The organism is Nonomuraea sp. NPDC003709, assembly GCF_040610775.1.
GTDB classification, from domain to species: domain Bacteria; phylum Actinomycetota; class Actinomycetes; order Streptosporangiales; family Streptosporangiaceae; genus Nonomuraea; species Nonomuraea angiospora_A.
The window spans coordinates 47,123-70,383 of sequence record NZ_JBEXMW010000010.1; the positions used below are offsets into that span (position 1 = coordinate 47,123).

The window sequence follows — 23,261 nt, forward strand, 5'->3', positions numbered from 1 at the left end:
CCCGCTTTGCCGCGGTCCGGATCGCCTTGCCGCCAGACATCCTAGGTCCTCACCGCGCCCATGACGCTTCCTGCTGCGATCGTGACCAGCAACAACACCCTCGATACGCGGCAGAGACCGGCTCAGGGAACTGCCGGGGCTCTACGTCGGGCCTGCCACCGGTTGGCCACAGCTGAGGTTGTGTGCTGGCTGGCGAACGAGCAACCCGATCAGGGCTCACGCAGTGCTGATGTCAGGAACCGATGCTCCGATCGGGCCCATGCGACGGAGCATCTCAGCGACAATTCTGGACACGCCATAGGTGTTACGCTCTCCCCACTCCGTTTCCCAATATCTTCCGTAGAAGAGAACAGCAGCGATCTTCGCGCGGGTAAGGGCAACGTAGAAGGCGCGACGCGCTTCTGCGAGCTGTTTGGGGCTCGGATCGAGGTGAGTCCGATGCGCTCCGGACCACTTGCGATATGGCATGATACCGTCGACCAGGCCGGGCAGGAGTACAAATTTCCACTCTCGTCCCTTGGCCGAGTGATAGGTCGTCACCACGACCTTCCCCAGGCGTACGGAACCTGCAGCGTCGCCCATAGTCAGGCCGTGCCTCAACGCAGCGTCTTGGAAGCTCTCAAGCGCTTCCTGGTCGCGTCTGACGCGACTTGCGGCGCCAATTTCATGTAGTTCAAGAGCATCCGCCAAAGTAGATACCCATGGCGCCAACATATCATTGGCATCGCTCGATTTGAGGGCGATGTCGAGACGACTCCCTGCTGCATTAATGAGAAGCTCGGGGAGTCCACTCGACCGCCGTAGCCTGTTGTAGGCGTGAGTAAGCTCCGTGAGCGTGCTCACATGGTCGAGGTGGCGATCACTTTTGACTGATGACGGCTGAGGTCCAAGGATAGCCCGCGCTGCGCAATCGCGAATGAAGTCTGCCATATCCCCTTGCGGCAGCCGCTCGTCCGCCTCTAGGACGTAGGGAATGCTGGCAACGTCCAGAGCACCTCGTAGATGGCTCAGGAGCGTCCGATTGGGATACAAGACTCCGATGGAGTGCAGGGGGTGCCCATTTGCAGTGAGCGCCGAGATTTTCTGAACCACCGCGTACGCGTGGTCGACTAACCCGCCGCCGATGTAAACCGGCTCGACAAGCCCAGCGTCCTGCCGGAGCGGGTCTGCACGGTGAGACCGTGTCTCGTCGAGAGCCATCTGACTTGCCGCAATGATCGCTTGGCCACAGCGATAGTTGATGCTCAACAGGATTTCGCGGAACTCCTGTCGGATGGCAAGCTCCCAGAGATAGCGGGGATCAGCCCCCGCGAAGGCCATCACACTCTGATCAGGATCGCCAAATGCTGCGATCTTCACTTTCTCGACCATATGAAGGTGCAAAACGAGAGTGTGTAGGACAGGGCCAAGATCTTGATACTCGTCGACGATCAACCAGGGAAATCTTGCGCCGACCATACTCGATACGTCAGGGTTCTCCTGCAGGATACGTAGTGCTAGGGAGACGATCAGGTCGTAGTCAAACAGGCCTGCATCCAGCAGTCGCTCCTCGAATAGCCGCGCGAACGAAAGGAGATGCGCCGTCTCCACATCCTCTTCACCTGCTGCGCGAATTCGGCGCGCCCTGTTCAGTGCCGTCTTGTCCGGGCAGATGCGGAGATCGTCCTTGCAGGAGTTGAAGATCCTGCTCCACTCGGGCGACTTCTCGTCGATGATGGAGCCGGGACCTGGTGCAGGTACACCAACCAGCGGGCCATAGGGGCGCAGGATGTTGCCGAGGCACCAGCTGTGCAGGGTGCTCGAGATGAGTTGCCGTCCCGGCGTGAAGCCGAGAGATCGGAGTCGCGTAGTGACCTCTCGCGCCGCCGAGCGTGTGTATGTGATGGCTGCGATGCTCTGCCAGGGAGAGATCTGACGCGTCGCCAACAAATAGCCGATCTTGACTACGAGCGTTCGCGTTTTCCCTGAGCCCGGCCCGGCAAGCACCACCAGATTGCCGAGGTGCTGAGCAGCCTCGCGCTGCTCGTCGTTGAGCGCCGCCAGTTCAACCGCCAGGGACGAGGGCACGAAAGTCACTGACCCTCCCCGCACGCCTTGTTGGCGCCTGAGGCATTGGAAATGAGCCCGCAGCCACGCACCTGCCGCGAGATGCTATCCAGCGCGGCCAGAAGGTAGCCGTATGAGCCTTGGTCGATCAGCGGCAGCTGGCTGGACTGTACAGCCGAGGCGAGATAGGTGGCTTGCTCGACATGAGCTGCCAGCCGCTGCGCGAATCGGCCTTTGCTGACGTAATCTATCCGCCGTAGCAAGCGGGCGTAGTCGTCAGCAGTACCTCCACTATTCTTGATCGCCGAAATGGCGGCGTCAAACTTGCCCACAAGGTTGGTAGAGTTCTCCAGCTCGCGATGCGCGGCGCTCATCTCGGCGCCCAACAGCGGAACGATATCCACCTCGAGAGTTACATGCCCCACGAAAACACCGGCCTGCAAGACAGCCTCCCGAACCTCCACCGAAGCCGGGGCTCCTGCCTCGATGTGTGATTGCAGAGTTTCACCCAATTGGATCTTGCTGTCGTTGTCCGGAAGGAGTCTGACGGCTCTCGCGAGGCCGGAGAGGGTGTAGGCGTCCTTGGTGTACGGGTCCCCGTCAGTCACGATCACGTGAGGAACGTTTAGTGCGTCCTGGCTAAGCAGGGTGCGATACGGTCCAAAGTTGACGCCATCGATGTTGGCGACGATCACCCCGTGCGCGTCGAGATCGAACCCGAAAGCACGGGCGAGAGCCGGAAGCAGGTAGACCTCAGAAGGGCCCTCTACGAGGAGGGCTCCTTTGCAGAAGAGCAGTTCCGCACGGCTCACGGTCAGGTAGCGCTCCAAGTCTGCCCGTTCCTGTTCGGAGATTTTGATCGCAGACGTCGTGGCTGCCACAGTCCCGCCGGTGTCAGCGGCGCGAAGAAGGACGAGAGAGTTCAGCGAAGTGACGGCAGCGATGTGCGGGCTGTGCGAAGTAACTACCAGCGCCGAGTCTATGCCGAGCAGGTATCGGAAGAGCTGGCGCTGCAGCACAGGATGGATGTGCGCCTCTGGCTCTTCCACACACAGAATGGCGTGAAGAAGAGAATCTTCAATTTGGACTTGGCGAGAGGCCAAGCGCTCCAGCAGAAGGCCCAGGTAGACGACGTTAGCTGTACCGGTTGAGGCTTCGTTGATACCTCGGGTGCGACCGGAGTCAACGAAGAGCCGGATAGACCGCATCAGGCGCGTGGGATCGCTGGAGGCGAAGCCTAGAGACGGGGTGATATCCAACTGAGGGCCGGCCATCTGCCCGACACGGCTAGCAAGATCGTCAGCTACTCCAGTGATCCCTCCGTCCTGGGCAAGGATATCCATGGCGCCCTGGATGGTTCCGGCGGCCGTAGCAAGCGCCAGAGCGCCGGGTGGTCGGGCATCAAGGAGTTCCTGAAGGGGTGAACCTCGCCGGGAGAGTTCCGCCACGGCGTCACGCAGCGGAGGGAGAACGGTGACGGAGACAGCGTGACGAATGCGCTTCGCGTTACCTTCGTCGTCCGGCCCGCCAACGATGTCGAAGTCGTAGTCCTTCGTGGTCAAGCGAGAATTGGCTTCAAGGACTCTTGGTCGCCACAGATAGGTGATCCGAGCGGTCAGAGGGTTCGTGGACACGATGCACCCGTCGAGTGCAGCCCGCGTCTGCGGATCGTCAGCGAACCCGGTCAGGTCCACTTCGACGCGAACTTCCACGCCATCGACGAGGCTGCCGGCCCCGAACTCCGAGATGTCTTCTTCGCGGAGCTTCCGCGCACTATCCGGGAGCTCGGGATCGAGGACGAGGCGAAGCGCGTACAAGAAGTTCGACTTACCGATGCCATTCTCCCCCACCAGGACGGCACTCTGCGGGAAGTCGACAACCTCCAGGTGAGCGAAGTTACGGAAGTTACGGATGAGGACACGACTGATGCGCACGGTTACCGTTCCTATCTCGCGGCATGAAGCGTCGCCTGTCTCTCAAGGCCCCCACCATGCGAGAACAGTCACGGGAATCAAGCTAGCATGTGAGCTGAGTTCACAGAGCGAAAATTCGATACCCGCGTTCAGGTCAGCGGAGTCTTCCTGCCGCAAGATCCTCGAACCCCCGACGTATCAGCGCGGCCGCCTCGGCAGCGCTCCGGTTGACAGCCCTCTCGAAGAGCTCCAGATTGCCGAACGCCTCTCCAAGCCGCCGCTGCTCATCGATGGGGAGGCGTGGGATCTCGACGCGCCGGATGTCCGAGCGGGACGTTCCCGTCTGACCACGCAGTGGCACCGACGATCCGTAGACCCGGAGAAAACCCGCAAGGCACGTAGGATCGATCCGATCGCGATCGACTCGGAAGGCGTACAGACCCGGCCCTAGTACGGCCCCACCATCTTCGACCACGCGGACCACCAGGGCACGTCCGCCCGATGGAACTACAACGTCGCCCGGTTGAAGGACGACCATCCCGGTGATCGGTCTCGTGTGGGCGCTGGGCTCGTTACCCTCAATCACATCGCTCAGGGTAAGGACGGGGAGCTTGCCTGGTTGGATGTCGGCTTTGGGCGCCTGGAGAATGACGACGGCCCCTGCACGCGCCTGCTCAGCGATGGTTGTCTTGGGTAGATCCAGTTGTGCCTCACGGAGTTGCCGAAGATTGCGCACGGCCTGCTGGAGGTGACTAACCGAATCAGTCACCCCCTCCAAAAGAGTGGAGAAACTTAGGTCCGCGTTGGGCGATCGACGAGCGCTAGTTCGACGAGCGGGCGTCAGATCGACCTCGTCGTCCAAGAGGTCGATGACCGCAACCGTGTCCTCTTGCTCGGTATCAGAAGAAGCTGTGAACGCACGCCACCGCTCAACGACCACATCGCGAAGTTGGTCTTCTGGGAGGTCGGACAGATCAAGCATCAGAACGCGTGTGGGTATCGGGTCTCCGGTTGACGGTCGACGCAGGACCCACAAGTGAGGGGAAGCCAGGGCGCCGGGAACAGCACCCGCGGGCAATGAAACTACCGCGCGCAAGGTCCCCGTACGCAGAAGTTGAGCTCGGATCCGGCGCCCCGAACGACGATCGGCAGCAGCCGGCGGCATGACGACAGCCATATGACGACCGGGTTTCAGGTGATAGAGACCGTGTTGCACCCAGGGAAGCTCCGGCTCGCCACGGGGAGGAAGGCCGTAAAGCCAGCGGACATCCGAAGTAAGCTCCTCATAACCCCAATTACGTTCGCCGAACGGCGGCACACAGGTAACCGCGTCCGCCTGAAGGGAGCTAAAGGCATCCTCGCGGACGGCATCTCCAGCACAAACAGCACCCTGATAGCCATGAAGCCGCAGCCGAACGGCGGAAATCTGAGCCGCGTGGTCTTCCCGTTCCTGACCGTAGAGCTCGTTGGCGCCTTCTTCCGCTGCTGTCATGAGCACCGAGCCAAGACCGCAGGAAGGATCGAGGACGATTCCGCTGGTAGCATCCGCCAGGGCCACCATAAGTTTCGCTACATGGCTTGAGACAGCACCCACACGGCGCGAATGCGCCTCCAGATAGCGCTCATAAATAAAGTCGAAGATATGGGCCGCGCTGCGTTCTGTTGCCAGGTCTGCGATAGCTCGCAGAAGCCGAGCTTCCAAGATACTCATGGGCTCCCCAGGAATATCAAGAGAAGCAAGTTCATACGCCAGCCGGTCGGCCAGTTCCTCGTCAGCCCTCTTAGCAAGTTTCTTCCAGGCCCCGGATTCCTGATCGAGAAAGACAAGGAAGGCGCCCACGTGGCTCACTGCATGACCAAGGTGCAGATCTGCGACACTAGCCTTGATCTCCTGCCACACGCGCTCCTCCGCAGGGATCACCCTCAACTTGCCCTGCCGTCGTAGCCAATCCTCAACGTCGGCGAGCGAAAACAGCGGACTACTGGAGGTACCCCCAACCGGGACAGGAAAGTCTTCGAACCGTCGCCGCCAGTTGCTGACGGCAGCACGTCCGACTCCGGCTAGCCTTGCAATATCGGCGGCGGCGACGGTGGCACTGTCTTGCATTTGTGTTACCCCAAACATGAAAGCGCCGCTGCATACATGCGCACTGGATCGGTGGAGACGTCTCTCTCCACCCAGCCATGCAACGGCGAAGGATTGCCAATAAATGAGAAGAGTCGCCGGTATACCGTTATTGCCCTATCGGGACGATCCTCTGGACTCTTAGCCAGCAACCTTAGAGTCAGATCCTCCAACTCAGCCGGAACACCTTCCATAGGTGGAGGTTCTTCCTCTTGACTTCGAGCTATTTCTCGTAGGAGATCATCGTGCTGGAATGGCCTGGAACCGGTAAGCAATTCATACAACAGGCACCCGACGGCATAGAGGTCGCTAGCTTGACTGACCGACTCGCCCTTGATGAGCTCAGGTGCCATATAGCGGGCCGATCCCGGAATCTGGCCGAAGCTGGTGATTGTGGAGAACTCACTTGCCCCGAGCGCAGTCGCCACGCCGAAGTCAACGACCTTGACCATGCCGTTGGGGCAGAGTACGAGGTTTTCCGCTTTGACGTCCCGATGAATAAGGCCGGCATCGTGCGCTGCCGCTAGTACGGCACACACCTGCGCACCTATAAAGGCCGCCCAGGGATATGGCAAGCGTTCGAACTCATCCTTGAGCTTGCCGATGCTGTCACCGGACAGCGCTTCCATGATCATGAAAAGGTCACCATCGTTGCCGAAGTCGTAGACGGTCGGCACGCCTGGATGGCAGATGCGGGCAGTGATACGGGCCTCGCGGTTGAACCGGCGGCGCGCATCCTCAGCCGAGACGAGATCGCCTGAGCGGATCAATTTGATGGCGACCGGGCGGTTCAGTCGCAGGTCCGTACCTCTCCAGACCTGGCCCATGCCGCCCTGGCCGATGGGGCAGGTGATCTTGTAACGGTCCGCGATGGTCCTCATGGCAGGAACCTGCTCTTGCGCCCATGCCAGGAGAACACGACGCTGTCGCGCGCACGGGTGGCGGCCACGAAGAGCAGGGATCGGGCGCCCTGCATCTCCCGGCGGTAGCGCAGCGGGTCGTCGTCCTTGTACGCCGCGATGCGGTGGGCGGGCACGAGCCCTTCAGCAACTCCCGCGATGATCATCCGCTGGTATTCCAGGCCCTTGAAGCGATGCATGGTCCCCACATGCACCGGCGCCTCGACCAGTCGCGGGCCGTCGGCGGTGATGGGTGAGGACTGAATGCCCGCGCGGGCCAGGCGCTCCTCGACCTCCGCCACCTTCCGTCGCTCGGGCACACAGACCGCGATCGAGCCGCCGCCCCACTGCCTCACCCGCTCCACCACCCCGTCCAGTTCGGCGTCCCAGGTGGGGTACGACGCGAACACCGGCTCGGGACCACGCAGGACCGAGCGGTAGCCCCTCAGGTTGTCCAAGCCGTCGTCAAGGTCGTCCCACTCTTCCTGGCCCAGGAGCCGTACGGCCATCCCGAGAATCTCGTGCGTGGTCCGGTAGCTGAGGGTCAGCCGCGAGGACCTCCCGCGGATGTTGATCCCCAGGCTGCCCAGGGACACGTAGTTGCTGTAGATGCGCTGGTGGGTGTCGCCGGCGATGAACAGGTCGTTCGGCCCTTCGGGAACCATGGCCCGCAGCATCTTCCAGTGCGCGGCGCTGAGGTCCTGCGCTTCATCGACGACGATGTGCCGATATCGAGGACGGTGCCAGATGCCGGATTCGCGTTGGACGCCAGCGTTCGCCTCGTAGGACTCCCGTGCACGAGCGCGTTCGAGTTCCAACCGGGCCGCCCGCTCGGCGACCTGCCGATACGTCCACAGGCCCTTCTCGTCGAGCCGCATCACGAAGCGCTCGGCGAGTTGCCAGATCGCAGCCCGGTCCTCCCGGCTGATGGCGCGGCCCCGTCCCGCACGCCGGGCGCGGAAATAGTCGGTCCGCGAGGCCGTTCCCTGGCCCAGGATCACATGTGACCACTCGGCGTTCAGAAATTCGGCGTCCCAGCGACGTTCGCCCACCTCGTCCAGGAGTTCCTGCCACTCGGCGAGCACCTTGGTGTCGTCGATCAGTTGCCGCCGGGGGCCGGTGTAGTGGGCCTCGGCGACGATGTTGCTCGCGAGCTTGTCGACGTTGATGATGTCGACCCGGTCGACGACGTCGGGTCCGGCTAGGTCGAGGAGCCGCTGGCGCAGGTCGGCGGCGAGGTTCTTGTTGAAGGTGGTCAGCAGGACGTCCTTGCGGCCGGCCGGTCCGCTGAGCCGCTCCACCAGATATTTGACCCGATGCAGGGCCACGATCGTTTTGCCGGTGCCGGGTCCGCCGCTGACGCGGGTGGGACCGCTGTAGTCGCGCTGTGCGATCTTGCGCTGGGTCGGGTGAAGAAACACCCGCCAGCGGCCGAAGTCGCCCTGTTCGAGCACCTCCTGCAGCGCGGTGTCCTCGGTGGTGACGGCGGTGGCGGGGCGGGCGAGCGCTGCCTGGTAGTCCTCGGAATCGATGTCCTCGGTGGCCGCGACAGGAGTGGTGATCTGGTCGAGGACCTCGTCCGGCGTCTTGTCGGAGTACAGCGCCAGCAAGACCTCGCCGGTGAGCTGCGGGGCGTACGAGGCCAGGCCGATCAGCTCGTCCTCGGTGGTGATCTTGGCGATGAGCCCGAGGAGCGGCTCAGCGACACCCAGTGTCAGCAGGGTCTCAGCGGAGAACTTTGCAAACAGCGGCTCCGGCCCGGTCTCCGTGACCTTTTCCTCGATGGTCACCAGATCGACGAACTCGATGCCGCCCGTCACCGGGTTGATCTGGTAGGCGAACTTGTCGAGGTTGTCGTAGACCTCCTGGCGAGGTTTGACCGCCACCAGGATGTACTCCGACTCGCCGGCGTGCAGCAACAGTGCCCGGTAGTCCAGGTTCACCCGGGCGGAGAACAGCCGCGGGTGTCCCTTGAGCTGCTTGAACCGGAGCCCGGGGTTGTTCGGATCATGGCGGAACTTGTGCTGGAAGTCGTAGATCGCGCCTTTGACCGCTCTAGGGAGCTTGAGGATTTCCTTGTCGGCCTTGTCGAGCAGCCGCAGCGTCGCCGTACTCACTCCGATTCTCCGATCCGCTCGGCCAGCTCTTCGGGCGTCCAGCCCGTTGCCGGACGTACGTCCCAACCCGCCTCCGCATAGGCGGCGTCGCGTTTGCGTGCCTCATCGTCGTCACCGGCAAGCACGACCGCTGCCTTCACCGCCGGCCAGGCGAGCTCCGCCTGCCACGCCTGCACACCCAGCTCGTAGCCGATCTCGGGGGGCCGGGTGCGTTGGTCGGCGAGGGCGTGGGCAAGCTCGGCCAGCCCTGGCTCGTCGGGCTCAAGGAGGTCGAGGACCTCCTCCCATCGTGCTGACCTGCCCGTCGGCTCGGAAGGAGGAGGCGTCGTCCCCCGGACCGGGGTGGTCTCTTCGGGCGAGCGCAGGTCCTCGTCCAGCGGGGCCAGGCTGAGCGCGCTCAGGAACCCGACGCCGCCCGCGGCGGCGACTTGTGCCGGGTCGAACGCGTCCAGATCTGTGAACGCTAGTTGTCCGCTGTCTCCCCGACCGGCGTCGAGGAACTGCAGAAGGTTTCCCCAGTACAGCCACTTGGCCCAGCGGTCCCGGTGGCCTGCCTCGTCGGCGTTGATCGTCTCGTTCCGATCGTCGATGACGATGAACGCGCTCCACACCGGTTCGGCGGAACGCTGATCGAAAACGATCGTAAGCGGGTCGCTGATACAGAGGGTCACCTGCTGATTCCCGGAGGCGGAGGCCGGGAGAGGCAGGCCACGGAGAGCGGCGGCCAGCCGCTCGGCGACGCCATCGGGACCGCATCTGCTCATGGCCGTGCTCGCCGGTACCGCACCCGCGACCACCGCTTCGGTGCGCTTCAGCCAGAGGCCGGGCATGGGGGATGCGAGGTAGGCGAGCAGCGTCTCGATGGGGTTGGTCCACATGGTGCGCACCAGTTCCTCGGGATCGCCCTGTGAACTGGTGTAAACCCGGCGGGCGGCGTTCTGCGCGTTGCCCAGGTAGGGGGCGCGCAGCGGCTCGCGTGAGGTGTTCGGCGCGAAGTCGCGCTGCTCCCACTCTTCCAGGTCGTCCCAGGTGAGCTGAAAGACCAGCCCGCGGTGCGCGCGCAGCCGGGCGCGCTTGGCGGCGTCGCCGGCCAGCCGGTTGATCTCGGGCGCGGCGTGATAGGCGTACCCGTCGAGGTAGACCGACACCTCCTGCGGCTCGGAGTCGATCAGCCGGAACACCACGTCAGGCCGGGTCTCCCTGATGGTGTTCTGAAGGATCATCCGCCAGTGCCGGATGATGCCGTCGGGGCCCTCGATCCGCAGGTCGGCGGTCTTCCTGCGGTTGACGACCTCACCTCTGGCGAGTGTCCCCGGAGTGTCGGCACGCCGCGCCCACGTCTCCAACCCGCCGAGGAAGCGGGCTTCGAGCTCGCTTTCCACCTGCTCCCACAGCGAGATCTCGCCGGTGTCTGAGATCTCGGTGACCTCCCACTCGGCCAGGAGACCATCCAGCAACTCAAGAGCGTCGGCCCGGCTGACCTTGTCGTACATGCTGCCGGGGACGTGGGAGAGCAGGCAGCGGTGGCAGGCCCGCTTGTCGCGCTCCTCCTTGCACGGGCACTCCATCACGATCTTGTGTGCCGCGGACAGGACCTCGCGGAAGCCTTCCGGGGTGGACAGCCGGTGCAGGTAACCCGTGCCGCCAGGCAGCGTGTCATGCAGGACGAGGAACCGACGCCGCCGTCCGGTGTCGTGGTCGGGCATGGTCGCGGTGACGATCGCCAGGTGGTCGGGGTCGCCGCCGTACTTGGCCGCGACGCCGGTCATGAGCGCGGCCTGGAAGGTGGCGGTGCGCTCCTCCGCCATCAGTGTGGCGATCGGGAGGAGGATGCGCAGTGCCTCCGTGCGTAGCTCGTGGGCGAGGATCAGCTTGACGTGCTCGGTGTCCTGAGCGGCGCGCCGGTAGACACACCAGGGACGGTGGTGCCTGCGAGCCTGGTCGGTGGTGGAGGTGGCGAGCAGCCCGTCCGACGTTCCGGCGGCAGGGGGGCCGTCGGTGGTCGTGCCTCCGCAGGACGGGCAGACGTAGAAGGGGTTGAGCCTGGCGTCCTCCCCTGCGAACTTCTTCACCTCCTGCCGGTCGTGGCGCATGGTGCCCAAGTTGAACCGGCGAATGACGGCCTTGCGGGTGAAGTCGACGCCAAAGACGGCCTTGCCGTGCCGCCATGATCCTGGCGCAATGTCCACCTGGTCGATGTCCACCGCGACGGCGCTCTCGTAGTAGCGCTGCTGCCGGTCGTCGTTGTCGTCGTCGATCTGCGCGTCGTCGCGGCGGTCATGGGCGGTGACGCGGGTAGGGCGCAGGACCTTGTGCAGGGAGTCGAGCTCGCCGATGTCGCGGCTGCCACAGCGCGGGCAGGGTGAGATGTCCTCGATGGCCAGGGCGGTGCGTACATGGCCGCAGCCGGGGCAGACCCGCCAGTCCACCCAGGCGGGCCGGGACGGCGTCCCGATGTCGAGGCCGCTGATCTTGTGCTGGTATCCGCGCATGTAGAAGGAGTTGCCGGGCGCAAGTTCGGTCAGCGCGAGCCGCGCCGGACGTTTGTACTCACGGACCTCGGAGTGATATTGCTTCCCGCCCGGCACCTCCTCCTCCCACGTGATCGTGGCCTCCAGCGCCGTGCTGGAGTCGATCAGGGAGTAGTTCGGCAGCAGTCCCAGCTCGACCAGGGCGGCCTGGGCGTTCTCCCGGCCGATCTCGCCGATGTGCCGGGACACGGCCCGCCGTTCGGCGGCCAGCGACCTCTTGACCCCCAGCTGGGACGGGTCCGATTCAACCAGCGCCTCGGTGGCGGTGTCGATGGTCTTCAGGCGCTCGCGCAGATCGGCCAGGCGCTGCTCCCATGCCTGCTGTGCCTGCTCCACGGCCCGTGCCAGCCCTTCGGCCGCGAAGTCACGCAGGTCGGCTGCTGCTTCTGGCATGACGGAGTCGCCGAATAGGTCGAGGAAGCCGTCGACCGCGTTCGAGGCGAGGGCTGCGGGCACGAATGCGGCCAGCCAGCCGGTCTCGCCGAACAGTGCCGAGGCACGCCGGGGTAGCGGCAGCACGCCGGGCAGCCGGTCGCGAGCGCACAGGTCGACCAGGTGGGCGACGTACTGGCGGCGCAGGATCTCCACGGCCGACAGGTAGCTGCCCGGTGGCACGATCTGCCCGGCGATCATGTCGCGAGGTTCGTTGAGGAAGTACAGGTCGCGTGGTGACCTGCCGACCATGGTGACTAGGAACGCGTTGCCGGTGCGGCGGCCCGCGCGGCCGACGCGCTGCACGTAGTTGGCCGGGCCAGGGGGCAGGGAGGCGAGGATGACCGCGGACAGTTCCCCGATGTCGATGCCCAGCTCCAGCGTAGGGGTGCAGGACAACACGTTCGGGTCGTTGTAGCGGGTGCCATCGCGGAAGCGCTGCTCGACGTGCTCGCGCTGGCGGCGAGTGAGCGCGCCGGTATGCTCGGCCGTGACGACCCGGAACACGCCGTCGCCCAGATAGAGACGGCGGTAGTAGTCGTTGCGGTAGTCCTGGGTGCCGCGGTCGGTGAGGAAGCCACCGCACCGGTAGCGGGGGCACGGCTGTCCATCCCAGTCGGCGACCTGTTCAGGGAGGATCGTCTGGGTCCACGCGCACCTGTCGCAGCCCAGACCCGCTTCGTTGACCTGGCCGTTCTCCAGGGCGTGGATGAGGATGTGGCCGGGCTGCAGGCCGTACACGCCGGTCGAGCCGTCGGCGGCGGTCCGCTTGGCAATTACGCCTTCGCCGGCGAGGACGGGCAGCAGCTTCGCCAGGTACTGTCCCGCCTGGCCGCGCGCCAGGCCAAGGCAGCGGGTGGCCCAGTCCTGGGACCAGCCTTGCTCGGCGTCGATGCGGTCGAACTCGGAGTTCTTCTTGAAGCGGTCGAGCAGGAAGGTGGGGGCGCTGAGACCGCGAGGGAAGGCGGGCATGCCGTCCTTACGCTGCCCCCAGACGGCTCCGTAGCGTTTGGTGCCGGCGTTGGCGAGCCAGTTGTCCAGCCACTCATGCTTGATCGCACCCCGGTAGCGAAGCCGTTCGAGGAGGCCACGAACGAATACCAGATATCGCTCGTCCGCTTGTGGCTCGATCATCCCGGGCGTGAGCTGGTGCACGTCGCGGGCCAGGCTGGCGATCTTCTGCGGGTCCGCGAGGACGACCTCGCCGACGGCGGTGCGGGTCAGTTCGAGCGTACGACCTTGCCGGGAGCGCAGCCCGAACTCCAGGATCGTCTGGAAGGCCAGCCGGTCCCCAATGAGGTCCCACGCCTGCTTGGAGCCACTGGTCTCCTCAGCGAGGATCGCGTCGATCTCTGGCCGGTCGTGCAGATCGGGCGGCACCACGGAGGGCAGTACACGCGACTCACTGGCCGCGGCCGCCAGGTCGCCGATCAGGTCGTTGAGCAGGATCGGCGCCTCTGGGACCAGTCGCTGGCTGATCAAGCGCCGCAGAGAGAAGGCGAAGGACCGGTTGGCGACGAAACCCGCCCGGTGCGCGGCGTCCTGCACCGAGTCGTTGAATAGCAGCGTCTTTCGCTGCCCGTCCTCCAATTGCCGGCCGCCGAACAGCTGAGTGATCGCCACGGACGCGAGCGTGGCCAGACCGGCACCGAGGAAGCGGATGCCCTGGTCGGTGGCGCAGGCCGGGCAGCGGTCCTGGTCGGCGGCGTTGTTGGCCTCCTGTTTGGTGTCCAGATCGGCCAGCACGAACACGATGTCGCCCTCGCCGTACACGTCCTTGCCGGGGTCGTATGCCCGTACCCGAGCCCCGTCGAGCACCTGCAATCCCTTGGCGACGGCTGCGACCTCTCCCTCCGTGGCCTGGATGAGCGGGCGGACTCGCTTCTTATCTGGGCCGACCGTCGCCCGGTAGATCCGCTCCGGGTTGGGGATCAGCGTGGTGGGGTCCTTCTCGGCGAAGAACCCGGCCCATCCCGAGCGTCCGCAGTGGCGGCAGTAGACGGCGGGTAGCAGGGTCTTGCCGAGCACGTTCATGGTGGAGTCGGCGTCGGTCACGGGGAGCTCGCCGATCCAGGCGAAAGCCGGCGTGTGGTGGGCTAGGCGCAGCAGGCGCGACACGGCCCGAACCCACATGTGGGTCTCGATCAGCAGGAACGGCCGGGAGGGGGCTTCGGGGTCGCGCGCCTGCGACAGCAGCGCGACGAATCTGGCCAGCGCCGTCGCGGCCTTGATCGGGTTGTCGCGGATGTAGGCACCCCAGTTATAGGCGCCCCTACGGGGGAGCAACTCCAGCATCTCGTCCAGCGTGCGGGGACCACCGCTGAGCAGGTCGAGTACTGCCTGCGTGAGGATGTGCTTCTTCAGCACCTCCCCCAGTTCGGCGCTGTTGATGGTGTTCCTGCCGGTGACCGCGGCGGCGAGCTGCTCCATCGTGCCCGGGTCGCGCAGCGGGTCGCCACAGGCGATCAGGTCGTCGGGCCCCGGCAGCGGAAGCGTCACGTCGATCTCGCCGACGAACTCCTCCACCGCCAGCCGGTCCTCCCCCACCAGGGCGTCCTCGGGGAACGCCGTGCCGAAGACCTGCCCGGCCACCTCGCGGATCGCTTCGCCGTCACCGCCTTCGCCCAGAGTGGCAGAGGTGGCTACCGGGCAGATGTCACCCAACGGCCTGCCGGGGCGGGCGTGCCCGGTGGCGGCGGCCAGCCGGCGCAGCAACATAGCCACGTCGGTGCCCTGCGCGCCGTCGTAGGTGTGGAACTCGTCCACCACCACGTACGCCAGGTCCGCGTCCTGCCACATCAGCAGGTCATCGGCGCGTTGGAGGAGGAGGTCGAGCATCTTGTAGTTGGTGATGAGGATGTCCGGCGGGTTGCGGCGGATCTCCGAGCGCTGGGTCATCACCTTGGGGTAGCCGACTTCGGGCGTGTCGCCGATGTAAAGCGCGGCGGTCACGTCCTCCAGGCCGGTCTGCAACAGATAGTCGTTGATGCGGTGCGCCTGATCTGTGGCCAGGGCGTTCATCGGATACAGCAGCACGGCCTTGATCCCGTGCCTACCCTTGTGTCGCTGCCTGCGACAGTGATCGAGCACCGGGATCAGAAACGACTCGGTCTTGCCAGAACCTGTGCCTGTGGTGATGAGGGTGGGCTCGGCCTGCTTTCCGCGCGTGCTCAGGCGCGCGAACGCCCGCGCCTGGTGCCGGTACGGTATGAAGCCCGCCGGCGCCCACTCCACGCACTGTCGCCACCCGTCCTCGGCAGGGCGGAACGGGGTGCGGATGCGCAGATAGGGGCCGCGGAAGATGCCCTGCTCTGGGTGGTTCAGGAAGCGCGTCAGCGCTTCCTGAACGGGGCGGTCGGCCAGGGCGAAGGTGGTCGTGAGGTACTGGGTCAGGCTGGTGCGCACCTCGTCGGCGGCCAGCGTCGGTCTCACGCGTCACCGTCCTTTCCAGTACGGCCGACCCACCCGGACTTGCTGAGGCGGTCGGCGAAGACGGCGTGGGCTTGGCGATACTCGGCCTCGCGGTCGGCCTTATAGAAGGGGGCGGTGTAGCCGTCGGGGACCGGGCCGTTGACTTCAGGATCGACATGGGCCATGAGCTGCCCGAAGTCCTCCTTGGTCTGGCCGTATCCATAGGTGTTGTGGTTGCCCGCGATCTTCCGGCCGTTGGCATCGAACCAGATCTGCGCCTCGTAATCGGAAAGGACTGGATAGCGAGAACGGTAGATGGCAACGAGCTGCTCAGCAGTCATACCAAGCCAGATCGCGACCAAAGCATCAAGCTCAACCAGCGCCGCACGCCGTTCGCGTTCCGTCCGGAGAGGCGTAGTGTACTGCCAGTCCGGAGCAACATCGCCGAGGGGCTGCATCCCAGACCAGTCCACAGCCCACGTCTCCGTCTGCCAAGCCGAATCAAATAGCTCAACCCAGAGGCCGCTGTAGGCATTAGTCACGCAGTTCAAGCGAAGTGTCCGGAGAAAAAGTGCTGCAGCCAATGGATGGTTGGGATCACCGGTGGGCATGCCTTGCACATCTGCTGCGTCAAGGTTCGCCTTACCAGAAATCCGAAGAAGGTAATCCACCGGCAACGCTGCAAAGAACCCAGCGGCCAGCACCATATCCTGCTTGCTATCCAGCACTATTGACAACAGCGAATGTATATGCGCTGGACCAGGTGGAATCAGTGCGGCATAAAGCGACCGCTCAGTATCGAAAGGGATCATCTTCCGCCACGCTAGGCGGTAATTGCCAGCATATCGCCTGCCGTCACCAGTGTTCTGCCCGAGGCGGTGGATGGAACCTATTTCCGCCGCCCTGTAATTTGTCAGCGGCAAAGCGTCAGCAGGAATCTCCGCCAACCCGATAGGGCTCCAATCGGTATTGTTTCGGCATGGAATTTTGGGCTGTTTCCGCAGTGGTGTCGCGATCCCAATATGCGGCCCTTGGAGGACTACATCTTGCCACTTCTGAACCGGACCGGTTAGCCAGTAAATCTCGCCCGCCGCTCGAGCTCGAGGCTCATCGTATCCTCGGCTTACGATGAGGTCGAGTGAACCAACCCTCTGATCATAAACAGCCAGTGCGTTGATTGCACCCGCCTCTGCACTGGTAACGGGATAAAGCAGCGGAGTCTGCTCGACCGGGACGTCGATAGCACCTGCGATTGCACGCCATTGAGAAAGTAGCTCACGGTCTACGCGAACCAGCCGCTCCCTATGCGGGCGCAACTCCCACTTACCTTCATACTTAATTCCGGGCAAGTCGCCGGTTCCATCATGATTGAGCGAGCCTTCCAATACAGCTGGATCGAAAATCCAGCTTGCATGCGAGAATTCGATATCCCCGCGCTTGCCATAGACATGGATACCAAACTCGGTATTTGCGTGAATTTCGGGAAATATGCCGCGCCGATTATAAAAGTGTGCATGCATCAACAGGTGGCGGTAAGTTGCAGCGCGCAGGCGTCCTTCTTTTACCCCGCCAAAGTGGGTGTCAGGGTGAATCAACCCTGCAGTACCGAATCCATGGAGGGCAAGCCATACACGGCACATGAATGCCCGATAAAGATCCGGCTGCGTGCCCATCAACAATGGATAGGCGATCCCGGACCCAAGAAATTCGAGTGTTGCCGTCATAGCGGAAAGCTCGTCCAGATAGTAGCTGGACGCTGTTTCATGCTGGAGGATGTCCGCTCTCCGGCCGCGCCATTCGTCGGCACTTGGCTTTTCTGCTAGCATAAACCATGGCTCCAATTCGGCCAGGATCGGGGCTTCAATCCATCGCGGCCTAACCCACGGTGGATTGCCGACCTGGAGGTCGAAGCCGCCCTTTTTGAAGATCTGGGCAAACTGCAGTTCCCAGTGGAAGAACCCCTGTTCCTCCGCGATGTCCTCCGCCACGTGCAACCACGGGAACCGCTCGGGCAGCTTCAGCTCCGAGTCCATCCCCATCCACGCGGGCAGCTGATCCTCGTACTCCTCGAGATGGGCCAGCGAGGCGAAGCTCGCCACCAGCGAGTCCTCGGGGATGTCCGCCCGCCCCAGCACGGCCTCGGCGAAGTCTAGCCAGTTGTCCAGGTTCGTCAGCGGGATCACCGGCCGCACCGGGTCCAGCACGGGCCGCGGCTTGGCGACACGCTTGGGTCCGCCACCCGTCACGGCCTTGGCCTCCAGTGCGTAGGCAGCCAAGTCGAGTTGCTTGTCCCCCACGCTGAACAGGGACTCCGTCACATACATTTGACCGAACCCAATCGACTCCTCTGACACCGGCGCAGGAGACGTCACTTCGGCCAGGCGTACCTGCTCCAGCTCAGTCCCCGCGGCTCGGTCGTAGACCGGGTCAGAGCCGTCGAGCAGGCTGACGCGGTCGAGCGGCCAGAACCAAAGCGCGCACCAAGCGTCCATAACCTTCTTGAGCCGCCAGTACGGCGTGCCAGGCGAGGTCAGGTCCTCGAAGACCTTCTCCTTGGGTACTGCGTGGGCCGGCTGGTCGATCCAGTCGGCGCCCCACACGTCAATCTTGCGGCTGATCTCGCGCTCGGAGATCGTGAGCCGCTGCACTACCAGGTCCCACAGGTACCCGGCACGCCCTGCCAGCGCCTGCAGCCTCTGCATCTGGCTCTGCCGCCGGCCGCTCGCCTTCTTATCCGACACCTTCGCGCGGATCGCCCTGCGCCACGCGGTGAGCTGCTTGGTCTGCTCGGGGGCCAGTTCCTTAGCCTCCTTGGCCCCAGCGACTGCGCCCCACCCCTCGGCGGGCAGGAGAAAGTGGTGGACCCGCCCGGAGGGCAGGGGCCCAGCGGAGAAGGGAAGGTCCTCGGGGGCTTCCTTGAGCCAGGTGCCCTTGGCTAGTTGGGCAGCCTGGTAGACGCGGCGGCCCGCGCCGATGAGGGAGTTGCCGCGCCGCAGGTGCAGTCCAAACCAGGGGGCCTGGAGGCCGGGGTGCATGACGTTGAGCCAGACCGAAACCTCGGCCAGCTCAATCGCGGTCTCATTGAGATCGACGCCGTAGGAGTTGTGCAGGGCGATGTACGCCTTGACCCGCTGCAGCTCCTCCTCGTACTGGTCTGGCTCAATCTCCTGGCCCAGCTCCTGCTGGCGACGCTTGAGGTATTCGGCGGCCACCTGGTTGATGGCCTCGTTGAGGAACGCGCCCGAGCCGAGCGCGGGCTCGCAGATCTTCCAGCCGAGGATCTCGCGTGCCAAGGTGGTGGTGCCATCCTGGTCAAGGCGGTGTTGCAGGGCGAGCTGGACGGTGACCCGGGTCAGCGACTCGGGCGTGTAGTATGAAGCGCTCGTCTCCCGGTCACGGCCGGCGAGGCGGTAGACGAAGGAGCCCTCGGGGTAGCGGACGTACTCGTCCGTCTTGTGACCGTCCTCGTCGATCCGACGAACGAAAACCTCGGACGGGTAGTCGTCCACCTTCGAGGCCGGGATCATCCACGACCCGTCCTTGACGTCCCCGCCCTTGGCGACCTCGTACAGGTCCTCGGTGGCGATGAAGCCCGTGTAGGACATCAGCCCCTCGTACACGGCACCGAGTTGGTTGATGCCGAGGTGGGCGTACGAGATGAACCCGCCGCGCGCCTTACGTCGACCCTTGGTGAGCATGAGCTTGCGCAGCACCTTGTACAGCGTCTCATTTCGCAGCCGCGTGTCGATCTTCCATGGCTCGAGTTCGTCGTCCAGGGAGATACTGCCGATGAGCCTGATCGCCTTGGGGTTGAACAGGTCGGACTTTAGCGGCTCGAAGCGCAGCCCTTCATCCTCGGAGACCTCGTGGCCGGTGCGGGGCCGGTGACCGTCGTTGACCATACGGAACAGCAGGTCGAGCGACTCGTACAGGTGGAAGGAGTTGTGGGCCTCCTCGCCGGACAGGTCGCGGACGACCAGATCGCCGAGGCGGCTCAGGCCGTAGCCCTTGGTGTAGTCCTCGTCGTCGGTCGGCAGGATGCCCAGCTCGGGCCGCGCCTCGGCGTACAGCAGGAACAGAATGCGGTAGAGGTAGCGCAGCGACTCACGCCCGAGCTCCTTGGCCAGGGCGGCCGACTCCATGATGTCCTCAGGCCTGGCACCCTGAGCGCGGATGCGGTTCAGAATCTCGTTTGCGATCAGCTCGACGGACTCCTTGAGCCCGTCGCGCAGCTCCTTCGAAACTCCGACGGCGTGATTACGGGAGTTGGCGAGTAGGTCGGCGAGAGGTTCAGCGCCGCCTTCCGCGGGCGGGAGCAGCGAGTCGGCGCCGAACAGTACCGCGATGACCTCAAGCTCGGCCTGGTCATTGCGGCCCAGCGCGACGTCCAGGCTGACCGCGAGGTAACGGCCTTCGCCCCACGTCGCCCGGTCGGCCAGGATGAGCACGCCACCGGCCAGGATGAGCACGTAGCGCGGCGGATTCTCACTGGCGAACAGCCAGGAGGCCAGCTTGGTGCACTCGGTGAGCTGCTCCCGGTTGTCCAGCTGCACCGGATAGAGGACCTCACCATCGATGGCGGCGTCGACATCGACGGCCCACGCGGACTCGACCGCGATCAGGTGGTCGTCAGCGTAAGCGACCTGGACGGAATGCTCCTTGCCTGCCCGCTCCACGATCAGCTCGCGGGGCTGGGCGGTGTAAGCCAGGGCCCGCAGCACCTCGCCGTGCAACTCCCCCAGCGCCTTGCGCCACTCCGGCAGTTCCTCTGGGATCTCGCCGTCGCGCAACCGCTGATCCATGTCGGCGAAGTACGGCCGCTCGGCGAAGTACGGCTTGCCGAGTGCCCGCAGTCCCTTTCGGGGCGTCGTGCGTCCGTTCTCTTCCTGCTCGCTCCAGCGGGCGAGCAGGCCGTCCTTCTTCTTCAGATCCTTGGGCAGCACCTCGGCCAAGTAGTGGGCCGAGAAGTAGTCGCCGCGGTTGACCAGCGAGTCGAGCCTCACTGCCCTGCCTCCTCGGGAACGAGAACGGCGAGGACTCGCAGCAGCGGTTCGCCGGTGGTCTTCATGGAGTCGAGCAGGCGCTGCTGCCGCTCGACGGTCTCGCGGACGCGCTGTTCCTTGCGCCCGCGTTGGGAGACGTGTACACCATCGAGCGTGAGCTGCTGCCACTCCTCGAGCTGACCGCGGTAGTCATCGAGAGGTGCGACCACCCGCACGTCGTAGTCGGATCGGCGAGCCTCCAGGTGCTCGCGCGCGACGGCGACGGCACGCGGGAGCTGCTCCTGGAGCGAAGCGAGGTCGAGCGGCCGGCCGGTGTTTGTCATGCGGGGGCCAACTCCGGCCCTCGTGATGACGTCGGTCATCTCTTCGGGCAGCACGCCGTCCGAGGTGACCGCCATCCATTCGACGACGGTGGGCTGGCCGAGCGTGTTTGAGTAGATGCCCTGGATGAGGAACGTGGGCTCGCTTACCTGGGCGGTGATGGCGGGGGCCTTCTGGCGGCCGAGGCGTACCAGGACCTTGTCTGTCACCCACTCGACCAGGGGATGCAGATCGGACAGGTAGGCGATCTCCGGCCACATGGTCTTGGTCTGCCGGGCCTCCGCGAGCTTGCGCTGTGCCAGCTCGCGTTCGAAGGTCACCTTCATGCGCTTACGCACGTCATGCGTCCGCAGGTAGTCGGCTGGCAGTGCGGAGAGCCGGTGAACCAGGTCCGGGGGCGGCGTGAACGCGAGCATCTCGCCATCGTCCTCCAGATCCTTGAGCAGGCCCAGCGTGCTGATGGCTTCCTTCACGAACGACTCCGAGCCGTCGAAGAGCCGGGGCACGTCAGCCTGGAGCGGATCGGCGTCGGCCGCGTCAGTGCCACCAGACAGCCTGCGTTCGACCGAGCCGAACAGGTCGAACATGACACCGTGCTCCGGGTTGTCCTCAAGGGACTGTTCCACGGTCTTGCCGGCGAGGAGGTCCTGAATGAGCCGGCGTTCCTCGCGTTCGGCCCGGTATTCGCCGGTGACGGCCTCGGCGGTGCCCAGCGTGCGGTGCGCGGTCGCCTCCTTGTCCAGCAGCTTCTCCGCGACTGTCCGGTCGTCCTTGGCGCCTTCGACGCTGGAGGTGAGGTTGAGCGCCCTGAACTGAGGCTGGTTCTCCTGCCCGTAGCGGTCGATGCGGCCGTTGCGCTGCTCGATGCGGATCAGGCTCCACGGCACGTCGTAGTGGACCAGGTGGTGGCACTGCCGGTGCAGGTTGACGCCCTCGGAGGTCACGTCCGTGGTGACCAGCACGCGGACCGGGCTGTCGGACAAGCCGAACCTTTCGATAATCTCTTGCTGCTGCTGGTCGGACATGCCGTTGCCGAGCATCATGTCGATCGCGTTGGCAGGCAGGCCCAGCCGCTTGGGGAGGACTTCGCTCAACCATCTGACAGTCTCGACGCTTTCGGAGAACACGACGGCCCTGGTCGTGCTGCGAGGCCCTATACCGATCTTGGCCAGCACGTCGACGAGCGCGGCGAGCTTGGCCGAGTCTTCGTCGGCCATTTGGGCAACGAGCGATTGCAAGGTCTTAAGCGCATCGATCTCGCGCCGTTCGTCGGCGTTCCTGAGCCGGTTGGCGACCGTCTTGGCCAATGCCTTGTGCGAGGAGAGGAATGCCTTGAGCAGCGTGTAGGGGAACAGCCGATTCTTCGAGGTGACGACGGGGCCCCCGGTTCGCTGGTCTCCGGCGAGCCAGACCTGGGTGAGCTCCTCGAAGATCCGCTCTTCCGCCCGCGTGGCCGCGCATCTGATCGGGATGGACGGACCGCGTTCGGGCCACTTGCTGCCCATCTGGTCGCGCACCTCGGGGCTGATCTTGGTGCGGCGGATGTAGAGGTGGTCGATGTCCCTGGCTTCGTACTTCTGGTGATTCGCGATCGCGGCCGGGTCGAGCATGCGGATCAGCTCGGCGAACGATTCGCTGTTGCCGTTGTGCGGGGTGGCGCTGGCCAGCAGGAGGGCATCCGTCTGCCGGGCCAGGAGCCTGGCCAGCTTGTTGCGGAAGCTGGTCTCACCGATCAGATTGTGGGACTCGTCGATGACGACCGCGTCCCAGTGCATCTTCTCCAGGTGCTGCCCGTACTTGCCCTCGTTCTTGAGGGTGTCGATGGAGACGATGATGCGCTTGTAGTAGGTGAACGGGTTGCGACCGGCGGGGATCTCCCGCTGGATGCGTTCGATGCCGACGGAGTCGAGACGGATGAGTGGAATCGCAAACCGGGTCCACAGCTCGTGCTGAAACTGCTCCAGGACCTGCTGCGGGGTGACTACCAGGATGCGCTCGCCTCTGCCGCGCCTGATCAGCTCGGCGAGGATGAGGCCAATCTCCAAGGTTTTGCCCAGGCCGACCACGTCGGCGATGAGAATGCGCGGGCGCAGGCCCTTGAGCGCGAGCTCGGCGGGCCGCTGCTGATAGGGCAGCGGGTCGAGGAGGAACCGGTCGGCCAGGGCCAGCCCCTTCTCCGTCTGCGGCAGTGGGGTCCTGCGAAGCACCGCTTCGAGGAAAAGCCGGCTCTGAGCGAAGCGGGAGGTCCCATCCTGTTCCAGCACCGTTTCCTCGGGCGTGAGCAGGCTCACCGTGTCCAGTTCGGTGAAGAAGACTGCGTCCTCGTCGCGTACGAACTCCGATGCGCCAACCGCTGTGATCTTGTATCCGTCATGCGCGGTCTTTGCGCAGGTACGGACAATCCACTCGGCGTCTCGTACTTCGATCCGGGCGCCCGGGGGGAAGGAGGTCTCGCTCACAGGG

The 23,261-nt window shown here is 64.5% G+C and carries 8 protein-coding genes; all 8 read right to left on the bottom strand.

Features of this window, described 5'->3' with window-relative positions; all coding sequences use genetic code 11:
* Positions 1-216 precede the first annotated feature (216 nt).
* On the bottom strand, positions 217-2,076 hold the full coding sequence (locus ABZX61_RS29135; RefSeq protein WP_355199396.1) for an ATP-dependent helicase: 1,860 nt from the start codon (positions 2,074-2,076) through the stop codon (positions 217-219).
* Positions 2,073-3,980 carry an AAA family ATPase gene (locus ABZX61_RS29140; protein WP_355199397.1) on the bottom strand — a complete coding sequence of 636 codons (1,908 nt, stop codon included), beginning with the start codon at positions 3,978-3,980 and terminating at the stop codon, positions 2,073-2,075. Before ABZX61_RS29140 ends, ABZX61_RS29135 begins: the two co-directional genes overlap by 4 nt.
* A gap of 133 nt (positions 3,981-4,113) precedes the next feature.
* Positions 4,114-5,859: an N-6 DNA methylase gene (locus ABZX61_RS29145; protein WP_355199398.1), complete on the bottom strand. Its 1,746-nt coding sequence runs from the start codon at positions 5,857-5,859 to the stop codon at positions 4,114-4,116.
* 212 nt (positions 5,860-6,071) lie between these two features.
* Positions 6,072-6,965 (bottom strand): serine/threonine-protein kinase, encoded by an 894-nt coding sequence (locus ABZX61_RS29150; protein ID WP_355199399.1) that lies wholly within the window; start codon positions 6,963-6,965, stop codon positions 6,072-6,074.
* A complete protein-coding gene (locus tag ABZX61_RS29155; protein ID WP_355199400.1) occupies positions 6,962-9,100 on the bottom strand; it encodes a UvrD-helicase domain-containing protein in 2,139 nt (712 codons plus the stop codon). The genes ABZX61_RS29150 and ABZX61_RS29155 overlap by 4 nt, the downstream gene beginning before the upstream one ends.
* A complete protein-coding gene (locus ABZX61_RS29160; protein ID WP_355199401.1) occupies positions 9,097-15,495 on the bottom strand; it encodes a DEAD/DEAH box helicase in 6,399 nt (2,132 codons plus the stop codon). Before ABZX61_RS29160 ends, ABZX61_RS29155 begins: the two co-directional genes overlap by 4 nt.
* Complete coding sequence (locus tag ABZX61_RS29165; RefSeq protein WP_355199402.1) at positions 15,492-20,477, bottom strand: class I SAM-dependent DNA methyltransferase; 4,986 nt, start codon at positions 20,475-20,477, stop codon at positions 15,492-15,494. Before ABZX61_RS29165 ends, ABZX61_RS29160 begins: the two co-directional genes overlap by 4 nt.
* A complete protein-coding gene (locus tag ABZX61_RS29170; protein ID WP_355199620.1) occupies positions 20,474-23,257 on the bottom strand; it encodes a DEAD/DEAH box helicase in 2,784 nt (927 codons plus the stop codon). The genes ABZX61_RS29165 and ABZX61_RS29170 overlap by 4 nt, the downstream gene beginning before the upstream one ends.
* Between the last annotated feature and the right edge of the window lie 4 nt (positions 23,258-23,261).